This window comes from Xanthobacter autotrophicus (assembly GCF_029991245.1).
Taxonomy (GTDB): Bacteria; Pseudomonadota; Alphaproteobacteria; order Rhizobiales; family Xanthobacteraceae; genus Xanthobacter; species Xanthobacter autotrophicus_C.
This window is the reverse complement of the sequence record NZ_JAIVFO010000031.1, coordinates 1-18,774: the sequence shown is the minus strand read 5'-3', so window position 1 is coordinate 18,774 and position 18,774 is coordinate 1. Positions and strand designations below refer to the sequence as shown.

18 protein-coding genes are annotated in these 18,774 nt (G+C 69.2%); 12 read left to right on the top strand and 6 right to left on the bottom strand.

What is annotated here, in order from left to right; genetic code table 11:
• Positions 1-159 precede the first annotated feature (159 nt).
• On the top strand, positions 160-351 hold the full coding sequence (locus K9U41_RS07905) for a hypothetical protein (RefSeq protein WP_282640299.1): 192 nt from the start codon (positions 160-162) through the stop codon (positions 349-351).
• 340 nt (positions 352-691) lie between these two features.
• Here the strand turns inward: K9U41_RS07905 and K9U41_RS07900 are convergent, their stop codons facing one another.
• Entirely contained in the window at positions 692-2,302 is a 1,611-nt protein-coding gene (locus K9U41_RS07900; protein WP_282640298.1) for a gamma-glutamyltransferase family protein, read from the bottom strand.
• 242 nt (positions 2,303-2,544) lie between these two features.
• Between K9U41_RS07900 and K9U41_RS07895 the strand changes: the two genes are divergently transcribed.
• Positions 2,545-2,823 carry a hypothetical protein gene (locus tag K9U41_RS07895; RefSeq protein WP_349237837.1) on the top strand — a complete coding sequence of 93 codons (279 nt, stop codon included), beginning with the start codon at positions 2,545-2,547 and terminating at the stop codon, positions 2,821-2,823.
• 5 nt (positions 2,824-2,828) lie between these two features.
• On the opposite strand, the gene K9U41_RS07890 is transcribed toward K9U41_RS07895, so the two are convergent.
• Positions 2,829-3,485, bottom strand: a complete 657-nt coding sequence (locus tag K9U41_RS07890) for a nitroreductase family protein (RefSeq protein WP_282640297.1) — start codon at positions 3,483-3,485, stop codon at positions 2,829-2,831.
• Between the two features lie 563 nt (positions 3,486-4,048).
• On the opposite strand from K9U41_RS07890, the gene K9U41_RS07885 reads away from it, so the two are divergent.
• The 3 genes from K9U41_RS07885 (at position 4,049) to K9U41_RS07875 (ending at position 6,288) form a co-directional block, all read left to right on the top strand.
• Positions 4,049-4,741, top strand: coding sequence for a cold-shock protein (locus K9U41_RS07885; protein ID WP_282640316.1), 693 nt, complete (start codon positions 4,049-4,051; stop codon positions 4,739-4,741).
• Positions 4,742-4,848: 107 nt separating this feature from the next.
• Positions 4,849-5,040, top strand: coding sequence for a hypothetical protein (locus K9U41_RS07880; protein ID WP_041575010.1), 192 nt, complete (start codon positions 4,849-4,851; stop codon positions 5,038-5,040).
• 426 nt (positions 5,041-5,466) lie between these two features.
• Entirely contained in the window at positions 5,467-6,288 is an 822-nt protein-coding gene (locus K9U41_RS07875; RefSeq protein WP_282640296.1) for an exodeoxyribonuclease III, read from the top strand.
• Positions 6,289-6,332: 44 nt separating this feature from the next.
• On the opposite strand, the gene K9U41_RS07870 is transcribed toward K9U41_RS07875, so the two are convergent.
• Positions 6,333-7,037, bottom strand: coding sequence for a hypothetical protein (locus tag K9U41_RS07870; protein WP_282640295.1), 705 nt, complete (start codon positions 7,035-7,037; stop codon positions 6,333-6,335).
• A gap of 391 nt (positions 7,038-7,428) precedes the next feature.
• On the opposite strand from K9U41_RS07870, the gene K9U41_RS07865 reads away from it, so the two are divergent.
• The 7 genes from K9U41_RS07865 (at position 7,429) to phoB (ending at position 14,672) form a co-directional block, all read left to right on the top strand.
• Positions 7,429-8,973 (top strand): ATP-binding protein, encoded by a 1,545-nt coding sequence (locus K9U41_RS07865; protein WP_432715753.1) that lies wholly within the window; start codon positions 7,429-7,431, stop codon positions 8,971-8,973.
• Between the two features lie 123 nt (positions 8,974-9,096).
• Positions 9,097-10,137 carry a phosphate ABC transporter substrate-binding protein PstS gene (pstS, locus tag K9U41_RS07860; protein WP_282640293.1) on the top strand — a complete coding sequence of 347 codons (1,041 nt, stop codon included), beginning with the start codon at positions 9,097-9,099 and terminating at the stop codon, positions 10,135-10,137.
• A 176-nt stretch (positions 10,138-10,313) separates the two neighbouring features.
• Positions 10,314-11,291 (top strand): phosphate ABC transporter permease subunit PstC, encoded by a 978-nt coding sequence (pstC, locus tag K9U41_RS07855; RefSeq protein WP_282640292.1) that lies wholly within the window; start codon positions 10,314-10,316, stop codon positions 11,289-11,291.
• An 18-nt stretch (positions 11,292-11,309) separates the two neighbouring features.
• Positions 11,310-12,143: a phosphate ABC transporter permease PstA gene (pstA, locus tag K9U41_RS07850; RefSeq protein ID WP_282640291.1), complete on the top strand. Its 834-nt coding sequence runs from the start codon at positions 11,310-11,312 to the stop codon at positions 12,141-12,143.
• A 60-nt stretch (positions 12,144-12,203) separates the two neighbouring features.
• Positions 12,204-13,028 (top strand): phosphate ABC transporter ATP-binding protein PstB, encoded by an 825-nt coding sequence (gene pstB / locus K9U41_RS07845; protein ID WP_282640290.1) that lies wholly within the window; start codon positions 12,204-12,206, stop codon positions 13,026-13,028.
• A 122-nt stretch (positions 13,029-13,150) separates the two neighbouring features.
• A complete protein-coding gene (gene phoU, locus K9U41_RS07840) occupies positions 13,151-13,879 on the top strand; it encodes a phosphate signaling complex protein PhoU (protein ID WP_138400320.1) in 729 nt (242 codons plus the stop codon).
• A gap of 91 nt (positions 13,880-13,970) precedes the next feature.
• On the top strand, positions 13,971-14,672 hold the full coding sequence (gene phoB, locus K9U41_RS07835) for a phosphate regulon transcriptional regulator PhoB (RefSeq protein WP_011995880.1): 702 nt from the start codon (positions 13,971-13,973) through the stop codon (positions 14,670-14,672).
• Between the two features lie 129 nt (positions 14,673-14,801).
• On the opposite strand, the gene K9U41_RS07830 is transcribed toward phoB, so the two are convergent.
• The 3 genes from K9U41_RS07830 to K9U41_RS07820 form a co-directional block, all read right to left on the bottom strand.
• Positions 14,802-16,154 carry a flavin monoamine oxidase family protein gene (locus K9U41_RS07830; RefSeq protein ID WP_282640289.1) on the bottom strand — a complete coding sequence of 451 codons (1,353 nt, stop codon included), beginning with the start codon at positions 16,152-16,154 and terminating at the stop codon, positions 14,802-14,804.
• A gap of 91 nt (positions 16,155-16,245) precedes the next feature.
• Positions 16,246-17,565: a flavin monoamine oxidase family protein gene (locus tag K9U41_RS07825; RefSeq protein WP_282640288.1), complete on the bottom strand. Its 1,320-nt coding sequence runs from the start codon at positions 17,563-17,565 to the stop codon at positions 16,246-16,248.
• 245 nt (positions 17,566-17,810) lie between these two features.
• Positions 17,811-18,737, bottom strand: coding sequence for a polyprenyl synthetase family protein (locus tag K9U41_RS07820; RefSeq protein ID WP_282640287.1), 927 nt, complete (start codon positions 18,735-18,737; stop codon positions 17,811-17,813).
• Between the last annotated feature and the right edge of the window lie 37 nt (positions 18,738-18,774).

Below are 18,774 nucleotides of genomic sequence, written 5' to 3'. Positions count from 1 at the left end.
GTGCTCACCATGGGTGCGGGTCTCGGGAGTGCGGGTCTTGGAGCGGCGGCAAGGCGCACCTTGACCCTTGGCGCGGGCACCAAACATTCTGCGGGTCCGGCGGAACCGGGTGATGCCATGGGGCGTTTCATCCCACGGGGCTGGCTTGGAGAAGCGATCATGTCCAATCGTGACCAGGATCAGCGCAATCCGCCCAACCAGAACCCGAACCAGAACGAAAAAGGCCGCGAAGGCCAGGGCAAGGACAAGGGCCAGCAGCAGCAGGCCCAGGTGCCGGGCCAGAAGGGCGGCCAGCAGCAGGGAGGCCAACGGAACGAGAATCAACGGGACGAGCGGCGCGACCAGCGCTAGGGCACGCGCCCATCGGCGCGCAAGCTGATGGGCGAATGGGTGCTCTCGGCCGAGGTGAAGGGTGGATCGCCCAGGTGATATTCGCCCCAGGTGATATTCGCCTGAGCGGTTATCCGTTCTTCACATCGGCAACATGCCCGAAGACAAGAGCCGAAGCCGCCGGCTGTCCTCTCCCCGGAGGGCAGCCGGCTTTATTTTGCGGCCGTCCGGTTCCGCCCGGCCGGCCCGGCGTCCGTCGGGCTTGCGGACCAACCCGCTGCTCCTTCGCGCGAAAACGCGGTCGCTTTCTTGAAGCCTGGAATTGACCGAGCAGGCTGGTTCCATGTGCTCGGATCGCGCTCTACACCCCCGCCGCGCCGCCGTCGGAGCGCGGATCGTGCGCGCCCTCGATGCGCCCGCCGGGATGCAGCACCACGGCCCCCGCATGGCCCATGGTATCGCTGTAGGCGTGGGGAACCAGGGCCAGGTCGTGCCCCACCAGCTTGAGGCGCTCCACCACTTCGTCGTCGAATCGCGGCTCCAGCCGCAGCCGCGTCTCCACGTCGCCCCAGGTGCGGCCCAGAAGCCAGCGCGGCCGGGCGATGGCCTCCCCCAGCGGCACGCCGAACAGGACGTGGCGGCTGAAGACGGCGGACTGTGTCTGCGGCTGGCCTTCCCCGCCCATGGTGCCATAGGCCATCACTCGCCCGTCGGCGAGCACCGCCAGCGCCGGGTTCAGGGTATGGAACGGCCGCCGGCCGGGCTTCAGCGGATTGAGCGCCCCCGGCTCCAGGGAGAAGCTGGCGCCGCGATTCTGCATCAGCACACCGGTGGACGGCAGCACGCAGCCGGAGCCGAACTCGAAGAAGATGGACTGGATGTAGGACACCACCAGCCCCGACTTGTCCGCCGCGCCGAGCCACACCGTGTCGCCGCCGGCCTTGCCCTGCGGCCAGGGGAGGGCGCGGCCCATCTCGATGTCGGCGGCCCGCCTGGCGATGGCCTCGGGCGCAAGCAGGGCGGCAAGATCGTGGGTCAGGTGTTCGTAGTCGCACACCACCTTGTCGCGCACCAGGAAGGCGCGCTTGGTCGCCTCGATCAGCCCGTGCACGTGCTCGAAGCTGTCCGCCCGCTTCACCTTCAGCCGGTCGAACAAGGCGAGGATGAGCAGCGAGGCCAGTCCCTGGGTGGGCGGCGGGGCGTTGAACAGCCGGCCGGGGCCGATATCCACCGCCAGCGGCGCCCGCTCCACCGCCGCGTAGCGCTTGAGGTCTTCTCGGGTGACCGGGCTGCCGATGCGCTCCAGATCGGTCCCGATCTCGCGGCCCACGTCGCCGTGGTAGAAATCGGCGAGGCCGGCGCGGGCGAGATGGTCCAGGGTGTCGGCGAGGCGTTGCTGGCGCTGGAGCGTTCCCGCCTGCGGCACCGCCCGGTCCGCCGTCAGGAAGGCTGCCGCGAAGCCCGGCGCGTCTTCCAGCTCGGCTTTCTTCTGGGCGGTGAGGGCGGCCTGGGAGCGCGAGACCGGCACCCCTTCGCGGGCATGGCGGACGGCGGGTTCCAGCAGGCGCTTCAGGGTCATGCGCCCGCCGTGGGCGCCGGCGGCTTCAAGCGCCAGGCGCCAGCCGTCCACCGCGCCGGGCACGGTGACGGCGGCCAGCGGCCCGCGGGTGGGAACCGCCCCAAGGCCGAGGTCGTGATAGAAGGGGATGGTGGCGCGCGCGCCGGCGAAACCGCAGGCCTCGATATAGCGCACCCGGCCGGAGGGCTCGCGGATCAGCCAGAAGCCGTCGGCGCCCATATGGTTCATGTGCGGATAGACCACGGCGATGGCAGCAGCGGCCGCCACCATGGCCTCGATGGCGTTGCCGCCCTCGGCCAGGACCTCGCGTCCCGCCTCCGCCGCCAGATGGTGCGGGGCGGCGACCATGCCCGCCATGGTGTGGATGCTTTCGTGGGCTTCGGCCGACAGCATGCAAGGTCTCCTTTTTCAGCGGGCCGGCGGGGCGGACTTGACCCGGCGGCGCGCGCGTCGCAGTTTCCCGACCCGTTCAGGACCATGGGTCCGGGCTTTGGCGGGCACCGGGCGGGTGTGGTTCAGGCACCGCGGGGCGGCGGGCGAACAAGGCTCAAGAGCTTAGGTATCACGGACCTGAGGAACTTTGAGCCAGAGGTATATGCAGCGGCAGGCCGAGGCCGAAGCCGCGGGAGATGACAATGGCAGGTTCGCAGGAGGCGGGTTCCAACGTGGCGGGTTCCAACGTGGCGGGTGCAGGGCGCGGCGGCCATCTCTTCACGGTCTTGAGCGCGACAGCCCTCGTCGCCACCGAGGCCTTCGCCACGGCCATCGCCGCCGGCTGGGCGCTGGCGGGCCTGCTCAACCTGGGCGATGTGGGCGAATACGTCCTGATGGGCCTGTTCGCCGTGGTCGCCGTCTATGTCAGCATCGTCTATTTCCGTCGCGCCGTGCGCGTGGAGGCGTCGCTCACCGTCTGAGGCCCTCAAGGCTCGGGCCGCCAGCGCGTCACCACGTCGTCGAGGTGCGGGCGGGGCCGGTCCTCGGCCAGCGCCGCCGGCCGGCCCAAATGGATGAAGCCGGCCACCTTTTCCGTCCCGGCGACGCCCAGCAGGGCTGCGGCATCCGCATCGCGGCCGGGCCATTTCAGCAGCCACAGGGCGGAAAAGCCCATGGCTGAAGCTGCGATGACAAGGTTCATTGCAGCGGCGCCCGCGGACAGCAGCTGATTGAATTCCGGAATTTTTGCCGCCGGGTCGGTCCGGCTCACCACGACCACCGTCACCGGTGCGCGCAGCAGATAGTCCCGCCACATCTGCGCCTTTTCGGGCGCGAGGCCGGGGTTCTGCGCGGCATAGAGCGCGTCCAGCCGATCGCCGGCGACGGCGCGCGCCGCCCCTTCGAGCACGATGAAGCGCCACGGCACCAGCCGGCCATGGTCCGGCACCCGGGCGGCGATGGCGAGCATGCGGTCGAGTTCGGCGCCGTCGGGGCCCGGTTCCACCAGCGCACGCAGGGGCAGGGAGCGGCGCGTCTCCAGCAGCGCCAGCGTCTCCGGCGAGGGTGCGACCGCGATGGGCGCGAGCGGTGCCGCGGCGGTGGCGGCGGTCTGGTGATGGTGGCGGGGAACCGATTGCGTCATGGCGGGTCCTGTGGGGGGAGTCCTGTCGGGGGCAGAGCACGCCGATCAGGTGCAATCCGATCGGATCATGCGTTCTCGTGGATGGAGTTTAGACGCAGGCCCGGCAGTTGCGCGAGAAACCCGGCCGCCGGGCGCGGCAGGTGGAGAAGAACACAGGGGTTCGACAATAGAAATGGAGTTGTTCCACGCTCCGGACGGAGCGGAACGACGTGCGGTCAAGCTCCCTTTTCCAGGCAAACGCCGCCGCCGGCCCGCCGCGGGTTCAGGGTCCGCGCCGCCCCGCTCCACAGATGGAGCCTTGTGGCCCAACATTCATGTACCAAAGCGAGGCAGATGTGTTAGTCTGTTTGTTGGCCGGAGGAGTGCGCCCATTGTCATGGGTCCTGTTTCCGGCCTGTCCATTAGGCTGCGAGGCGAGACGCGGGTGGCTGGATTGAGCGTTGTGCGAAGGCGGATTTCAAGACGCCCGGAACGTGCAAGTTAAAGCACGAGAAACGCATTTCATCCGGCAGTGGTGGATGGCCCTAAGCCAAAATTGGCGACTGACCTCAACGGAAATACACATGAGCCGTAACCGAGACTTCCGAGAGCCGCGCCGCCGTGGCTTTGATGACGACTTTGCGCCGCCGCGTGATCGCGGCTTCGGAGGGGACCGTCCGTTTTCTTCGCCCAGCAGCAGCAGCAGCTTCAGCGCACCCGCCCCTTCCGGCCCGCCGATCGATGCCACCGTCAAGTGGTTCAACCCCGAGAAGGGCTTCGGCTTTGTCGAGCTCGCCGATGGCTCGGGTGACGTGTTCCTTCATGCGCGCGCCCTCGAGGCGGCCGGGCAGGAAAGCGTGCCTCCCGGCTCCAAGCTCTCGGTCCGCGTCGGCCAGGGCCAGAAGGGCCGCCAGGTGACCGAGGTCCTGGAGGTTGACACCTCCACGGCCGAGGCCGCGCCTGCGCGTCGCAGCTTTGGCGCCGGTCCCGGCGCTGGCGGCGGCTTCGGCGGCGCCCCCCGCGCTGGCGGCGCCGGTGGCGGTCCCCGTGCGGCCACCGGCCCCACCGAAGAGCGCGTCGGTACCGTGAAGTGGTACAACCCCGACAAGGGCTTCGGCTTCATCGCGGTGGAAGGCGGCGGCAAGGACGTGTTCGTGCACGTCACCGTCATCTCGCGTTCCGGCCTCACCGACCTGGCCGAAGGCCAGCGCGTGGTGGTGCAGGTTGGCCAGGGTCCCAAGGGTCCTGAAGCCCGCGGCATCGAGCTCGCCGACTGATCATTCATCCTCCCGCCGTCCCTCCGGGGCGGCGGGATTGGATCAACCGAACGGGCGAGGCTTCCCGCTTCGCCTGTCTTTTGGCATTTGTGGAGTTCAAGACCAAAATGGCGCAACAGGCAGAGGCCGACCTTTCGAGTCTGCTCGATCGACTCAAGGCGGCTCAACGAGACCTGGTACTGACCGCAGCTAAGAGCACCGCCCTTCCTTCCGACGGCATGCTGCGCAAGATTTCCGAGCTGGAAGGCGCCATTGCCGCCACCGAGGCTCTCATCCAGGAAGAGGGCGACCGCCGCTGAGCGCGCCCGCTCCCCGGCGCCCGGTTGCCGTCGCGTCCTGAACCAGCTTGCGGCTAAGTGGCGTGCGGCTCCGGGCATGGCTCTTCCGCAAGGGGGCTTCTGAAATGGCGTTCCTGTCGCCTGGCTTGCCGGTTCCCATCCGCAAGCGGTAGCGCCGCTTCGCGTGCCCCAAGTTCGCGTGCCTCCTCGTCTCGCGTGCCCCAAGTCCGAAGTATCCCCCAAGTCTGAGGTGTCCCTGGGTCCAAGTGCGCCACGCCTTTGAGCGCGTGACCTGGTCGTTTCGTGCGAAGAGCTTCGGGCGCCGAGCTTCGGTCGACGAGCTTCGGTCGACTTGGCCGCATCGGTCCTGCGCCACGCGTGGCTTGCCTGCCGGCAGCGCAGGGGTGTAAGGCTCGCGGCATCTTTCCTTTTCAGTCCGCAATTGCCTTGCCCCTCACCATCTGCACCTGGAACATCAATTCCGTCCGCATCCGCCTCGACATCGTCCGTGCGGCGGTGGAGACATTGCGGCCCGACGTCCTGTGCCTCCAGGAAACCAAGTGCCAGGACGACAAATTTCCCCTGAACGCCATCCGCGACATGGGCTTTCCCCACATCGCCCTCAACGGGCAGAAGGGCTGGCACGGGGTCGCGACCCTTTCGCGCCGGCCGTTTGTCTCGGTGGAGAAGGGCGATTTCTGCGCCAAGGGCGATGCGCGCCACGTGGCGGTGACCCTCGCCGGCGCGGATGCACTGGGCAAGCCGCTGACGGTCCATAATTTCTACGTCCCCGCCGGCGGCGACATTCCGGACCCGGAGCTGAACCCCAAGTTCGCCCACAAGCTCGCCTTTCTCGACGAGGTGACGGCATGGCCGCCGCTCGCCGCCGCCGCGGCGGACGCCGGGCGCCACGCGGTGGTGGTGGGCGACCTCAACATCGCCCCGCTCGAGACCGACGTGTGGGGCCACAAGCAGCTCCTCAACGTGGTCAGCCATACCCCGGTGGAAGTCGAGAAGCTGAACCGCTTCCAGGCCTCCGGTCCGTGGGTGGACGTGATGCGCACCATCGTGCCGCCCCGGGACAAGCTGTTCACGTGGTGGAGCTACCGTTCGCCCGACTATACCGCCAACGATCGCGGCCGCAGGCTTGACCATGTCTGGGCCAGCCAGAGCCTGGCGCCATCCGCGCGGGCCATGACGGTGCTGAAGGACGCGCGCGGCTGGGAAAAGCCCTCCGACCACGTGCCCGTGGCCCTCACCTTCGGCTGACCGGCCGGCGCCACGGGCGCGGCTTCCAGCATCAGGCGCGGGGCTCAGGGTTTGGGCGCGAGGTCGAGCAGCGGCGCGCCGAGGCCGGGCAGGCCCAGGGCGGAGCCGATCTTGCCCTTCGGCACCTTGATCACCTGCACCCCCGCTGGCAGCTGGAACAGCTTGGGGTCCTGCGGCGCGCGGGTGAGCTTGAGCGCCTCGAACACCGTCTGCTTCTTGCCCTGCACCTCCACCTCGGTGCGCAGGGCGATGCCGTCCGGCGTGATGCAGGCGGTGGTGGGCCCCACCGACGCACCCATGGCCGCGCCACCGGCGGCGCCGAGCGGAGCGTCGAGCTTCCACAGGTCGCAGGGCTCGCCCGCGACCTGGCCCTCTCCCACCCGCAGGCCGGTACCGTTGAGGATGCCGAGGGCATATTCGGGCGGCAGCTCGATCTCCACCGCCATGTTGGGCAGGTTGGGGGTCCGCACCACCATGCGGCGCGCCTTGAGGTCGATGATGCCCACGATGCTGCCGGGCACGTTGGGCTTCACCATCTCCACCCGCATCCTGCCCTGGCTGTGGGCGAGATCCATGCTGCCGCCGCGGCGCAAATCGGCGCTCAGGGCGAAATCCACCGTCGGCAGCGGCACCGGGTCGGCGCATGCCACTCCGGCGCCGAGCAGCGGCCCGGCCAGAACGCTGACCAGGCAAATGGTGGCCGCAAGGGGGCCGTGCCGCGGTGCCCGGCACGATGGGGGCTGTCGCATGGTCGGGTCCTCCGCTTGAACCTCGTCATAGCAGATGGTGGGCGCCGCGCGATCCGTTTAGACTCAAATGGAACCGTTTCAATGCAGAGACTGACTCGCGGTGCTCTCCCAAGGGGAAGGCGTCCAGCCGGCGCCGTGCCCGTGCCTTTGAAATAGGATAATGCTGAAATGGCGCCATCCCATGGCGGCGGGGCGGTGGGCCTGCAGCGCCGTCCGGCATGGGCGGCGACTGTGGATCTGTGCAAGAACGCGCAGAAGCTGTCGTAATGGCTTCGTTGAGCGGCGCGAGCATCCAGATTTGCGCAAGCCAAGCGGGCGATTCGCAAGACCGGCGTCGGCAAGGCGCCCAAGACAGACGCCCAAGACAGACGCCCGGGGAGGCGCGAAGAGGATGGCGATGGCCGGACCCGAGCGGGATACGGACTTCCAGCACGCCGCGACGCCGCACGGCGACCCCGACCACGCCAGCGGGCAGGGGGGTGCGGCGGCTGACGCTCACGTGCGAGGGGCACAGCCGCGAGCGGTGCAATCCCGCGCGGCCAGATCGCAGGCGCCTGAACCGAATGGGGTCGAGGCGAGCGCGGTGTCCGCGGGTGCTCCCACGGCCGGTTCGACCGAGAGCCGGGGTCCGCGCCGGCGGGCCATCGTCCTCATTGCCGCCCTGGCGCTTGCTGCCGCCGCGGGCGTGGCGTTTGAGGCGCTCGATCCGGTGCTCGCCGCGCTCATGGTCGCGCTGCTCGTGGCCCTGCTGTTCAGCCTGCCCCGGGCCCCGGCCAGCCCGTCCCTGCCGGAGGTGACGGCGGCGCCCCTGCCGGCGCCTCCGTTGCGCGGCGACGCCCAGGCCGCGGCGGTGGTGGCCGCCCTGCCGGAACCGGCCCTGCTGCTTTCGGCCGCCGGCGAGATCATCACCGCCAACGAACGCTTCGCCCTCGCCATCGGGCCGACCCGGGTGGGCGATCCCCTGTCCTTCGTGGTCCGTGTGCCCGAGGTGCTGGACGCCGTGCGCGCCGCCGCCGAGGATGGCCTGCCACGGCGCGTGGAATTCGCCGAGCGCATTCCGCTTGATCGCTGGCTGGAGGCCCATGTGGTGCCGCTGCGCCTGGAAGCCCAGTCGGGCATCCGCTCGGGCATCCGCTCCGGCGGCCGGAGCAGCGCGGCGGATGCGCCGGACGCGGTCCTGCTCACCTTCCGCGACCTGACCCAGCAGCGGCGGGTGGAGCAGATGCGGGCCGACTTCGTGGCCAATGCGAGCCACGAGCTGCGCACGCCGCTCGCCTCCCTGTCCGGCTTCATCGAGACCCTGCAGGGCCCGGCCCGCAACGACACGCCGGCGCGCGAGCGCTTCCTCGTCATCATGGCGGCGCAGGCGCGGCGCATGTCGCGCCTCATCGACGATCTCCTGTCCCTGTCGCGCATCGAGCTGAACGCCCATGTGCGGCCGCAGACCAAGGTGGACCTCGCCGGCATTCTCGCCCATGTGTGCGACACCCTCTCCCCCCTCGCCAGGGATCGCGGCGTGACGCTGGAGCAGGTGAAGGATGCCGCGCCGCTGGAGGTGCTGGGCGACCGGGACGAGCTCATTCGCCTGTTCGAGAACCTGGTGGAGAACGCGCTGAAATACGGCGCGCCCGGCAAGCGGATCGAGGTCCGCCTGTTCCGCGAGAACGGTACGGCGGTGGTGAGCATCCGCGATTTCGGTCCCGGCATCCCGCCCGAGCACCTGCCCCGCCTCACCGAGCGCTTCTACCGGGTGGACGTGGCGGCGAGCCGCGACCAGGGGGGTACGGGGCTGGGGCTGGCCATCGTCAAGCACATCGTGGCGCGCCATCGGGGCCGGCTCGGCATCGACAGCGTGCTGGGCCAGGGCGCAACTTTCAGCGTGCGGCTCGACGCTTTGCCGGGTCCGGAAAAAAAGAGTGATCAGACAGCCGCTTAAGATGTCATCTCCATGTCACGCGGTGGTCATAGAACCTTGGCCGACCGGGGCTAAGAGTCCCGAGCCCAATGTTGCCCCGGCGTCAGGCCTCGAACGGCAACGGATTTGGCAAGGAGAATTACCGTGAAGCTCACCATCGCTCTCGGCGCGATCGCCGTGGCAGGCACGCTGTTCGCTGGCAGCGCCCAAGCCGTCGACTTCACCGGCGCTGGCGCGTCCTTCCCGGCCCCCGTCTACCAGGCCTGGGGTGCGAAGTTCAAAGAGAAGACCGGTAACACGCTGAACTACCAGTCCATCGGCTCCGGCGGTGGACAGAACCAGATCATCAACCGCACGGTCGATTTCGGCGCCTCCGACGCCACCGTGCCCGGCGAGAAGCTGGCGGCCAACAACCTGCTCCAGTTCCCGACCGTGATCGGTTCGGTGGTCGCCACCGTCAATCTCGACGGTATCGTCACCAACCAGCTCAAGCTCACCGGCCCGATCCTCGCCGACATCTATCTCGGCAAGATCACCAAGTGGGACGACAAGGCGATCGCCGACATCAACCCCGGCGTGAAGCTGCCGTCCTCGGCCATCGTGCCGGTGTACCGTTCGGACTCCTCGGGCACGACCTCCATCTTCACCTCCTACCTCTCGGCGGTGAGCCCCGACTGGAAGTCCAAGGTCGGCTCCGCCACTTCGGTCCAGTGGCCTTTCGGCGCTGGCGCCAAGGGTAACGAGGGCGTGACCGGCACCGTGAAGAACACCAAGGGCGGCCTCGGCTACGTGGAGTTCATCTACGCCGCCGCGAACAAGCTCGTGGTGACCCAGCTGCAGAACAAGGCCGGCAAGTTCGTCAGCCCCGAGGTTGCCGGCTTCCAGGCCGCCGCCGCCTCCGCCGACTGGAAGGGCGCCAAGGACTTCGCCGCTTCCATGATCGATGCCCCGGCCCCCGAGGCGTGGCCGATCGTCAGCCCCACCTACATCCTTCTCCCGAAGGATCCGAAGAACGTGGACGCCTCGCGCGCGACCATGGAGTTCTTCAAGTGGGCCTACACCAAGGACGGCGCTGCCGTCGCCGAGGAACTGCACTACATCCCGCTTCCCGCAGCGGTGGTGAAGCAGGTGGAAGAAGCCTTCAAGAGCGAGATCAAGGGTCCGGACGGCAAGCCCGTCCTCTGATCCCGGCATAACCCGGCGCCGCCCCACCGGGGCGGCGCTTCTTTCACGACAGGGTGCGCCTGTCCTGCCGCATGGGGCGGGCGGGGCGGCACCCAGATGACGGGCGGCGCGGCAGCGCGTGCAGCCCTGGCTTCGGATCAGGCCGCCAGCTGCGGCGCGCGGGGGACAGGCATCCAATGGACGCGACGGTGGAGAGCATGGGGTCTGGATCGGTCCAGCCCATCACCAAGGCGAAGGCGACCGGCCGGATCTCGGACCCGATCTTCGTCGCCCTCTTGTGGGCGAGCGGCATCTTCGTTCTTGCCCTGCTCGGCCTGATCATTGCCGAGCTGTTCCAGGGCGGCCTGCCGGCGCTGCAGCATTTCGGGCTCGACTTCATCTGGTCGTCCGCCTGGAATCCGGTGACCGAGAATTTCGGCGCCCTGGTGATGATCTACGGCACGCTGTTCAGCGCCATCATCGCCGTGGTGGTGGCCCTGCCTTTGTCCTTCGGCATCGCCTTCTTCCTCACCGAGATCGCCCCCCCGCCGCTGAAGCGGCCCATCGGCGTCGCGGTTCAGCTGCTCGCGGCCGTGCCCTCCATCATCTACGGCATGTGGGGCTTCTTTGTCATCGTCCCGCTGATGGCCGTCTATGTGCAGCCGCCGCTGATCGACACTATCGGCAACCTGCCGATCATCGGCGCCCTGTTCGCCGGCCCGCCGCTCGGCTCCGGCATGTTCACCGCCGGCCTCATCCTCGCGGTGATGATCCTGCCCTTCATCACGGCCATGTTCGTGGAGACGCTGGAATCCGTCCCGCCCATGCTGAAGGAATCCGCCTACGGCATCGGCGCCACCACCTTCGAGGTGTACAAGAACGTCTCCGTTCCCTACGGCAAGACAGCCATGGTGGGCGCCATCATGCTCGGCCTTGGCCGCGCGCTGGGCGAGACCATGGCGGTCACCTTCGTCATCGGCAATGCGACGCGCATGTCGGCCTCCCTGTTCGCGCCGGGTGCCACCATCGCCTCCACCATCGCCAACGAGTTCCCTGAAGCGGCGATCGGGTCGCTGAAGCTGACCTCGCTGCTGCAGCTTGGCTTCATCCTGTTCGTCATCTCGTTCATTGTGCTGGCTCTGTCCCGGGCGCTCGTGCGCTCGCGGCTCGACTGATCCAAGGAGCAGGCAATCATGGCCTCCCTCGCCGCGCGCCGCGCCAAGGACACCACCGTCAAGGTGATCTCGACGGCCTTTGCCGTCCTGGCCATCTTCCTCCTGGGCTGGATCCTGTGGACCCTGCTCTCCCGCGGGCTGCCCGCCCTCGGCCTCAATGTGTTCACGGAAGTGACCAAGCCGCCGGGCCAGCAGGGTGGCCTGCTGAACGCCATCGTCGGCTCGTTGATCCAGATCGGCATCGCCATGGTCATCGGCGGCCCCATCGGCATTTTCTGCGGCACCTTCCTGGCCGAGAACGGCAAGGGCACGAAGATCGGCGCCGCCGCCCGTTTCGTGAACGACATCCTGCTGTCCGCCCCCTCCATCCTGGTGGGCCTGTTCATCTACACCCTGCTGGTGGTGCCGTTCGGCGGCTTCTCCGGCTGGGCCGGGTCGCTGGCGCTCGCCATCCTGGTCATTCCGGTGATCGTGCGCACCACCGAGGACATGCTGAACCTCGTTCCCGTGGGCCTGCGCGAGGCCGCCTTCGCCCTCGGCGCGCCGCAGTGGAAGGTGGTCATGTTCATCACCTGGCGCGCGGCGCGGGCCGGCATCGTCACCGGCATCCTGCTCGCCATCGCCCGTGCGGCCGGCGAGACCGCGCCGCTGCTCTTCACCTCGCTCGGCAACAACGCTTTGTCGACCGACCTGTCGAAGCCCATGGCGAGCCTGCCCATCGCCATCTACCAGTTTGCCGGCAGCCCGTTCGACGACTGGGTCTCCCTCGCCTGGGCCGGCGCGCTCCTCATCACCGTGGGCGTGCTCGTGCTCAACGTGGCGTCCCGCCTGTTCCTGGCGCGGAGCCACTAACGGCGCCCCCCGGCGCCGTACCCGAACCCTTCCGAATTCATCCTCCGAAGCGAGGCCAAAATGACTTCAGCCGTCGACCCCACCTTCAACATCTCCTCGTCGGTCTCCGCCCGTCCGGACGCGCTGGCCGCGCCCGCCAAGATCAAGGTGGAGAACCTCCAGTTCTACTACGGCAGCAACCACGCGCTGCGGAACATCAACTTCCATGTGCCGGAAAAGCGGGTGACCGCCATGATCGGCCCCTCCGGCTGCGGCAAGTCCACCCTGCTGCGCGTGTTCAACCGCATGTACGACCTCTATCCCGGCCAGCGGGCCGAGGGCGCGGTGCTGTACGATGGCGTGAACATCGTGGGCAAGGAGCTGGACTCCACCATCGTGCGCACCCGCATCGGCATGGTGTTCCAGAAGCCCACGCCGTTCCCCATGACCATCTATGACAACATCGCCTTCGGCGTGAAGCTGCACGAGAAGCTCACGAAGGCGCAGATGGACGAGCGCGTGGAATGGTGCCTGCGCAAGGCCGCCATCTGGGACGAGACCAAGGACCGCCTGCACACCTCGGCGCTCGGCATGTCCGGCGGCCAGCAGCAGCGCCTGTGCATCGCCCGCACCATCGCGGTGCGTCCCGAGGTGATCCTGCTGGACGAGCCCACCTCGGCCCTGGACCCCATTTCCACCTCGAAGATCGAGGACCTGATCGACGAACTGAAGCAGGACTTCACCATCGTCATCGTTACGCACAATATGCAGCAGGCCGCGCGCTGCGCCGACATCACCGCCTTCTTCTATCTCGGCGAGCTGATCGAGGTGGCGCCTTCGGACGTGATCTTCACCAATCCGAAGGAAATTAAGACGCGCGACTACATCACCGGCCGCTTCGGCTGACGGCTCAAGCGGCGTTGCGGGCCTGGCCATCACACCGCCGCTTCCTATCTTTGCTTTAGTGCATTTTCGTCACGCGAGCCGATGCCCACTTCGCTGGAAAATGCTTGAAAAGGATCTTTCCGATGCCGGAGCATACCGTTTCGTCCTTCGACCAGGAGTTGAAGGAAATCGGACGCAAGGTGGTGGAGATGGGCGGCCTGGCCGAGCGGCTGGTCGCCGATTCGGTGAGTTCGCTCATCAAGCGTGACGGCGCCCTCGCCCAGAAGGTCGTGCTGCTCGACACCACCGTCGACCAGATGCAGCGCGAGATCGAGGATCGCGCCATCCTCGTCATCGCCAAGCGCCAGCCGGTGGCCAACGATCTGCGCGAGATCGTGTCGGCCATCCGCATCGCCAACGACCTGGAGCGGATCGGCGATCTTGCCAAGAACGTGGGCAAGCGCGTCATGGCCATCGAGGGTGAGTACCATCCGGCCAAGCTGGTGCGGGGCGTGGAGCACATCTCCGACCTCGTGCTCGAGCAGCTGAAAGAGGTGCTCGACGCCTACGCCGCCCGCAACGAGGCGAAGGCGGTTGAGGTGTGGGGCCGCGACAGCGCCATCGACACCATGTACACGTCCCTGTTCCGCGAACTCCTCACCTATATGATGGAGGATCCGCGCAACATCTCCGTGTGCACGCACCTGCTGTTCTGCGCGAAGAACATCGAGCGCATCGGTGACCACGCGACCAACGTCGCGGAGATCGTCTATTACATGGTCACCGGCCAGAACCTGCCGGAGAGCCGCCCCAAGGCGGATGCCTCCAGCGAGACCACTCTGGCTTTTCCGGGGCGTTCCGCCCAGGCTTGAGTGGCCGGCCCAGCCCTGCTTCGGCCCGCCTGGGCCGGCGCGGGCAGGCCGAAGCAGTCAAGACGGGTGATGCCAAGACGGGTGATGTACAGTGCCGGCGCATATTCTGATCGTCGAGGATGAGGAGCCCCTGACCCTTCTGCTCCGCTACAATCTGGAGTCGGAGGGCTACGGCGTGGAAAGCGTCGGCCGCGGGGACGAGGCCGAGACGCGGCTGCGCGAGAGCGTGCCCGATCTCGTCATCCTCGACTGGATGTTGCCGGGCCTGTCCGGCATCGAGCTGTGCCGGCGCCTGCGCACCCGTCCGGAGACCGAGCGCCTGCCCGTCATCATGCTCACCGCCCGTGGCGAGGAGACCGAGCGCGTGCGCGGCCTTGCCACCGGCGCCGACGATTATGTGGTGAAGCCGTTCTCGGTGCCCGAGCTGCTCGCCCGGGTGCGGGCGCTCCTGCGCCGGGCCAAGCCCGAGCATGTGGCCACCCTGCTGCGCGCCGGCGACATCGAGCTGGACCGGGAGACCCACCGGGTCCACCGCGCCGGGCGCGAGGTCCATCTCGGCCCCACCGAGTTCCGCCTGCTGGAATTCCTGATGCAGAGCCCCGGCCGCGTCTTCTCCCGAGAGCAATTGCTCGACGGGGTGTGGGGCCAGGACGTCTATATCGACGAGCGCACCGTGGACGTGCACGTGGGCCGCCTGCGCAAGGCCATCAACCGCGGGCGCCAGTCCGACCCCATCCGGACGGTGCGCGGCGCGGGCTATTCCTTCAACGAGATGTTCGCCCGCTCCCATTGAAGGGGTGGCTGTGCCGGGTGCCCGAAGGGCATCCTAGGATGCATATCCGGTGAACTCCCGTTCACATGATATGCTCTATCTCGTTGTTTTGACGCGATTCCAGGCAGCAAGATCCGAACGGAAGACGCTTCAGCCCGAGCGCACCCCGATCAGCCCCAGCACCTGCCTGGCCGCCCGCTCGCCGGAGAGCCAGGCGCCGCCCACGGTGCCCCACAAGGTCTCGTGGGCGTGCTCGCCGGCGAACACCATGCGGCCGCCCACGGTCTCGATGAAGGCGCGGCGCATGTTGCCGTAGCCGGGCAGGGCGCAGGAGAAGGCGCCGAGCGCATAGGGTTCCTTGCTCCAGCGGGTGGCGTGCACCTTGCCCATCCGTGCCGCGGCGTCGGCGCCGAACTCCCGCGTCAGCGCCTCCTTCGCGAAGGCGGCCGCCGCCTCTGGCGCGGCGTTGGCAAGGCCCACCGCCGTATCGCCGGCCACGTCCAGCGTATAGAGGTCGCTGCCGCCGATGCGGGCGCGCATCATGTAGGCGCGCGGGCCGTCCGCCTTGAAATAGAGGGTTTCGTCCGCGGCGAGGGCGGCCGGGTTGCGCGGCAGGCGGAAGGCGATGTGGTCGTAGGCGCCCAGCGTGATCTTCTCCACCGCCATGCGATAGCGCGGCTGGAGGTTGGGCAGGATGCGCAGCCGGCCGCTGGCGATCACGCTCGGCGGCACGGCGACGATGACCGAACGTCCCTGCAGGGTGCCCTTGCTGGTCTGCACGGTGACCAGGCGGCCGGTCAGTTCCACGCTGCGGGCCACGGTCTCCAGCCGCACCGTCAGCGGCCGCGCCAGCTGGGCCACCAGCGTGCCGATGCCCTGGCGGCAGATCTCCTCGCCTTCAGGCTCCTCTGCGCGGGCGAAGTCCACCGTGGAGACCTGATCGAGTTCCTTGGCGCAATCGATGGGCCCCACCACGAAGCGGGCGGTGGCTCCCCACGGGCCGAGGTCCGGCAGGGCGCGGGCGGCGGGCATGTCGCGCCCGGCATCGCCGGCGGCGCCGATGGCGCGTTCGGCGCGGCGCACCGTGGCGACGAAGGCCTCATAGTCGGCGTCGCGGGCCTCGCGCCCGTTCACATAGAGCCGTGCGCCCTCGGGTGCGCGGGTGATGTCGAGGCCTTCCGCCCGGCCATAGGCGGCCATGGGGCGGGCGGCCGGCATGTTCAGCCGCGCGGCGCCCAGGTCGAAGGGCACGCCGAACAGGGCGGTGTCGGTGGCGGTGCGCCCGCCCACCCGGTTCGCCGCCTCGATGAGCACATAGGAGCGGCCGGCCTCGGCGATGCGGCGTGCGGCGGAGATGCCGGCGGCCCCGGCGCCGATGATGATGACATCCGCATCGCTCTGCTGGCCGAGCGCGCGGGTGACGCCCACCGGGAGGGCGGCGAGCGCGGCGCCTCCGGCGATGAAGGCGCGGCGGGTGAGGGGGGAAAGGCGCGGATGGGTCACGGGCCGGACGCTAGCATAGCCCGCGCGCGCGGGGGAGGGGCGTCGGCGCCGCTCCATCGGCTTGTCCCGGCCCTCGGCCGGACCCGCAGCTCTACCCCAGCACGCCCAGCGCCTGCCTGGCGGCCCGCTCGCCGGAGAGCCAGGCGCCGCCCACGGAGCCCCACAGGGTTTCATGGGCGTGCTCCCCCGCGAAGACCAGGCGGTCGGAGGCGATCTCCATGAAGGCCTGGCGCATGTGGGCGTAGCCGGGCAGGGCGCAGGTGAAGGCGCCCAGCGCCCAAGGCTCCCGGCTCCAGCGGGTGGCGTGCACCTTGCCCACCTTCGCCGCCGTGCGGGCGCCGAACTCATGGGTCAGCGCCTCCATGAGGAAGGCGCGCGCGGCCTCCGGCGGGCCGTTGGCAAGGTCGTCGGCGATGGTGCCGGCCACCTCCAGGCTGTGGAGGCTGCCGCCGTTGATGCGGGCGAGGAGGCCATAGGCCCTTGGCCCCTCCACCTTGAAGTAGACCAGTTCGTCCCCCTTCAGCCCGGCGGGGTTGCCCGGCAGCTCGAAGGCGATGTGGTCGTAGGTGCCGAGCGTGATGGTCTCCACGGCGGTGCGGCAGCGCTCCGGCAGGCGCGGCAGGATGCGCAGTTTCCCGGCCGCGATCACGCTGGGCGGCACCGCGATGATCACCGCGCGGCCCTTGAGCGTGCCGCGATCGGTGGCGACCGACACCAGGCGGCCGCCGAGGTCCACCGTCCGGGCGGCGGTGCCCAGGCGCACGCTGAGCGGCGCGGCGAGCTTCGCCACCAGGGTGCCGAAGCCCTGGCGGCAGAATTCGTCCTCGTCCTTCTCCTCGGACCTTGAAAAATCCACGGTGGAGACCTGATCCAGCTCCTTGGCGCAGGAGAACGGCCCCAGGGCGAAGCGGGCGCTGTCCGTCCACGCGCCGAGGGGCGGCAGCACCCGACCGGCGGGGACATCGCGCCCGGCCTCGCCGGTGGCCACGATGGCGCGCTCGCCCCGCTTCACGGCGGCGAAGAAGTCCGCGCGGTCCCCCTCGCCCGCCTCGGCGCCGTCCATGAACAGCCGGCCGTGGTCGGGCGCGCCATAGAGGTCGAGGCCCGCCGCCCGGCCGAAGGCGGACAGGGGATGAAGGCTGGGGGTGTGGATCCAGTGGGCGCCCACATCGAACGGGACCCCGAAGATCGTGGTGTCGGTGAAGGCGCGCCCGCCCACCCGGCCGGAGGCCTCGATCAGCGCATAGCTGCGCCCGGCCTCCGCGATCCGGCGGGCCGCGGCGATGCCGGCCGCACCGGCGCCGATGATGATGACGTCGGATTCCGCCCCCTGCCCCAGTGCGGCATAGGGGCCGGCAAGGGGCACCGCGGCCAGCGCGGCCCCGCGAGCAAGCAGTTTTCGGCGGTTCATCACGATGGTCCGGCCTTGTCCGTCTCGGACGCGACCATAGGGCCGGATCGGCCCGGATTGAACCGGCGTGATGGGCGCGCCCGTCATATGATCGCGGGGGGGCAATACCCATGGCCCGTGCGCTTTGCTCACGGGCCATGGGTCAAGCCCGCTCGGCGCTTGAGCGTCACCCACTTTGAGCGTCGCCCACCTTGAGCGTCACCTACTTGGCATCGGTCGAAGACAAAAGGCCGATGGTATGAGACTCAGTTGCGCCGGTTGGCCACGAACAGGGCGGCCTCGGCCAGCACCGCGCCGCGCGCGCCGAAGGGGGCAAGGGCGGCGCCCGCATCCTCCACCAGCCGGTCGAGCAGCACGCGGGCGGCGGGCAGGCCGAGGCGGGAGACGAGGGTCGCCTTGCCGGCGGCGGCGTCCTTGCCCACCTTCTTGCCCACCTCCTCGGCGGTGCCCTCCACGTCGAGGATGTCGTCGGCGATCTGGAAGGCGGCGCCCAGCGCCCGGCCATAGGCCAGCAGCGCCTCGCGCTCGGCCGTCGTGGCGCCACCCAGCAGCGCGCCCGCCTCCACCGAGACGGCGAGCAGCGCGCCGGTCTTCATGGCCTGGAGGTCGCGGATGGCGTCTTCGGCCAGCGCGAGGGGGGCGCCGCCGGAGAAGCGGCCTTCGGCGGCGAGGTCCAGCATCTGCCCGCCGACCATGCCGCCAATGCCCGCCGCCCGCGCCAGCGCCCGCACCAAAGCGATGCGCACGGCGGCATCGGGATGGGCATCCTCCCCCGCCAGCAGGTCGAAGGCGAGGGTGAGCAGGCCGTCGCCGGCGAGGATGGCGGTGGCCTCGTCATAGGCCCGATGGACGGTCGGCCGGCCCCGGCGCAGATCGTCGTCGTCCATGGCGGGCAGGTCGTCATGGACCAGGGAATAGCAATGGATGCACTCGATGGCGGTGGCCGCCGTCACCGCCTGTGCGGCCGGGATGCCGAACAGGCCGGCGCTCTCCATCACCAGGAACGGCCGCAGCCTTTTGCCGCCGCCCAGCGCGCCGTGGCGCATGGCGGCCATCAGCCGCTCGGGTCGCAGCCGCTCGCCGGGCCGCGCGGCATCGGCGAGGGCGAGGGCCAGGCGGGCCTCGGTGGCCGCGGCGGAGGCGTCGAGCCGGTCCTTGAGGGAAAGGGTCACGATCGGGTCACCTTGGGGCCGGCGGGCCGCAAAAGGG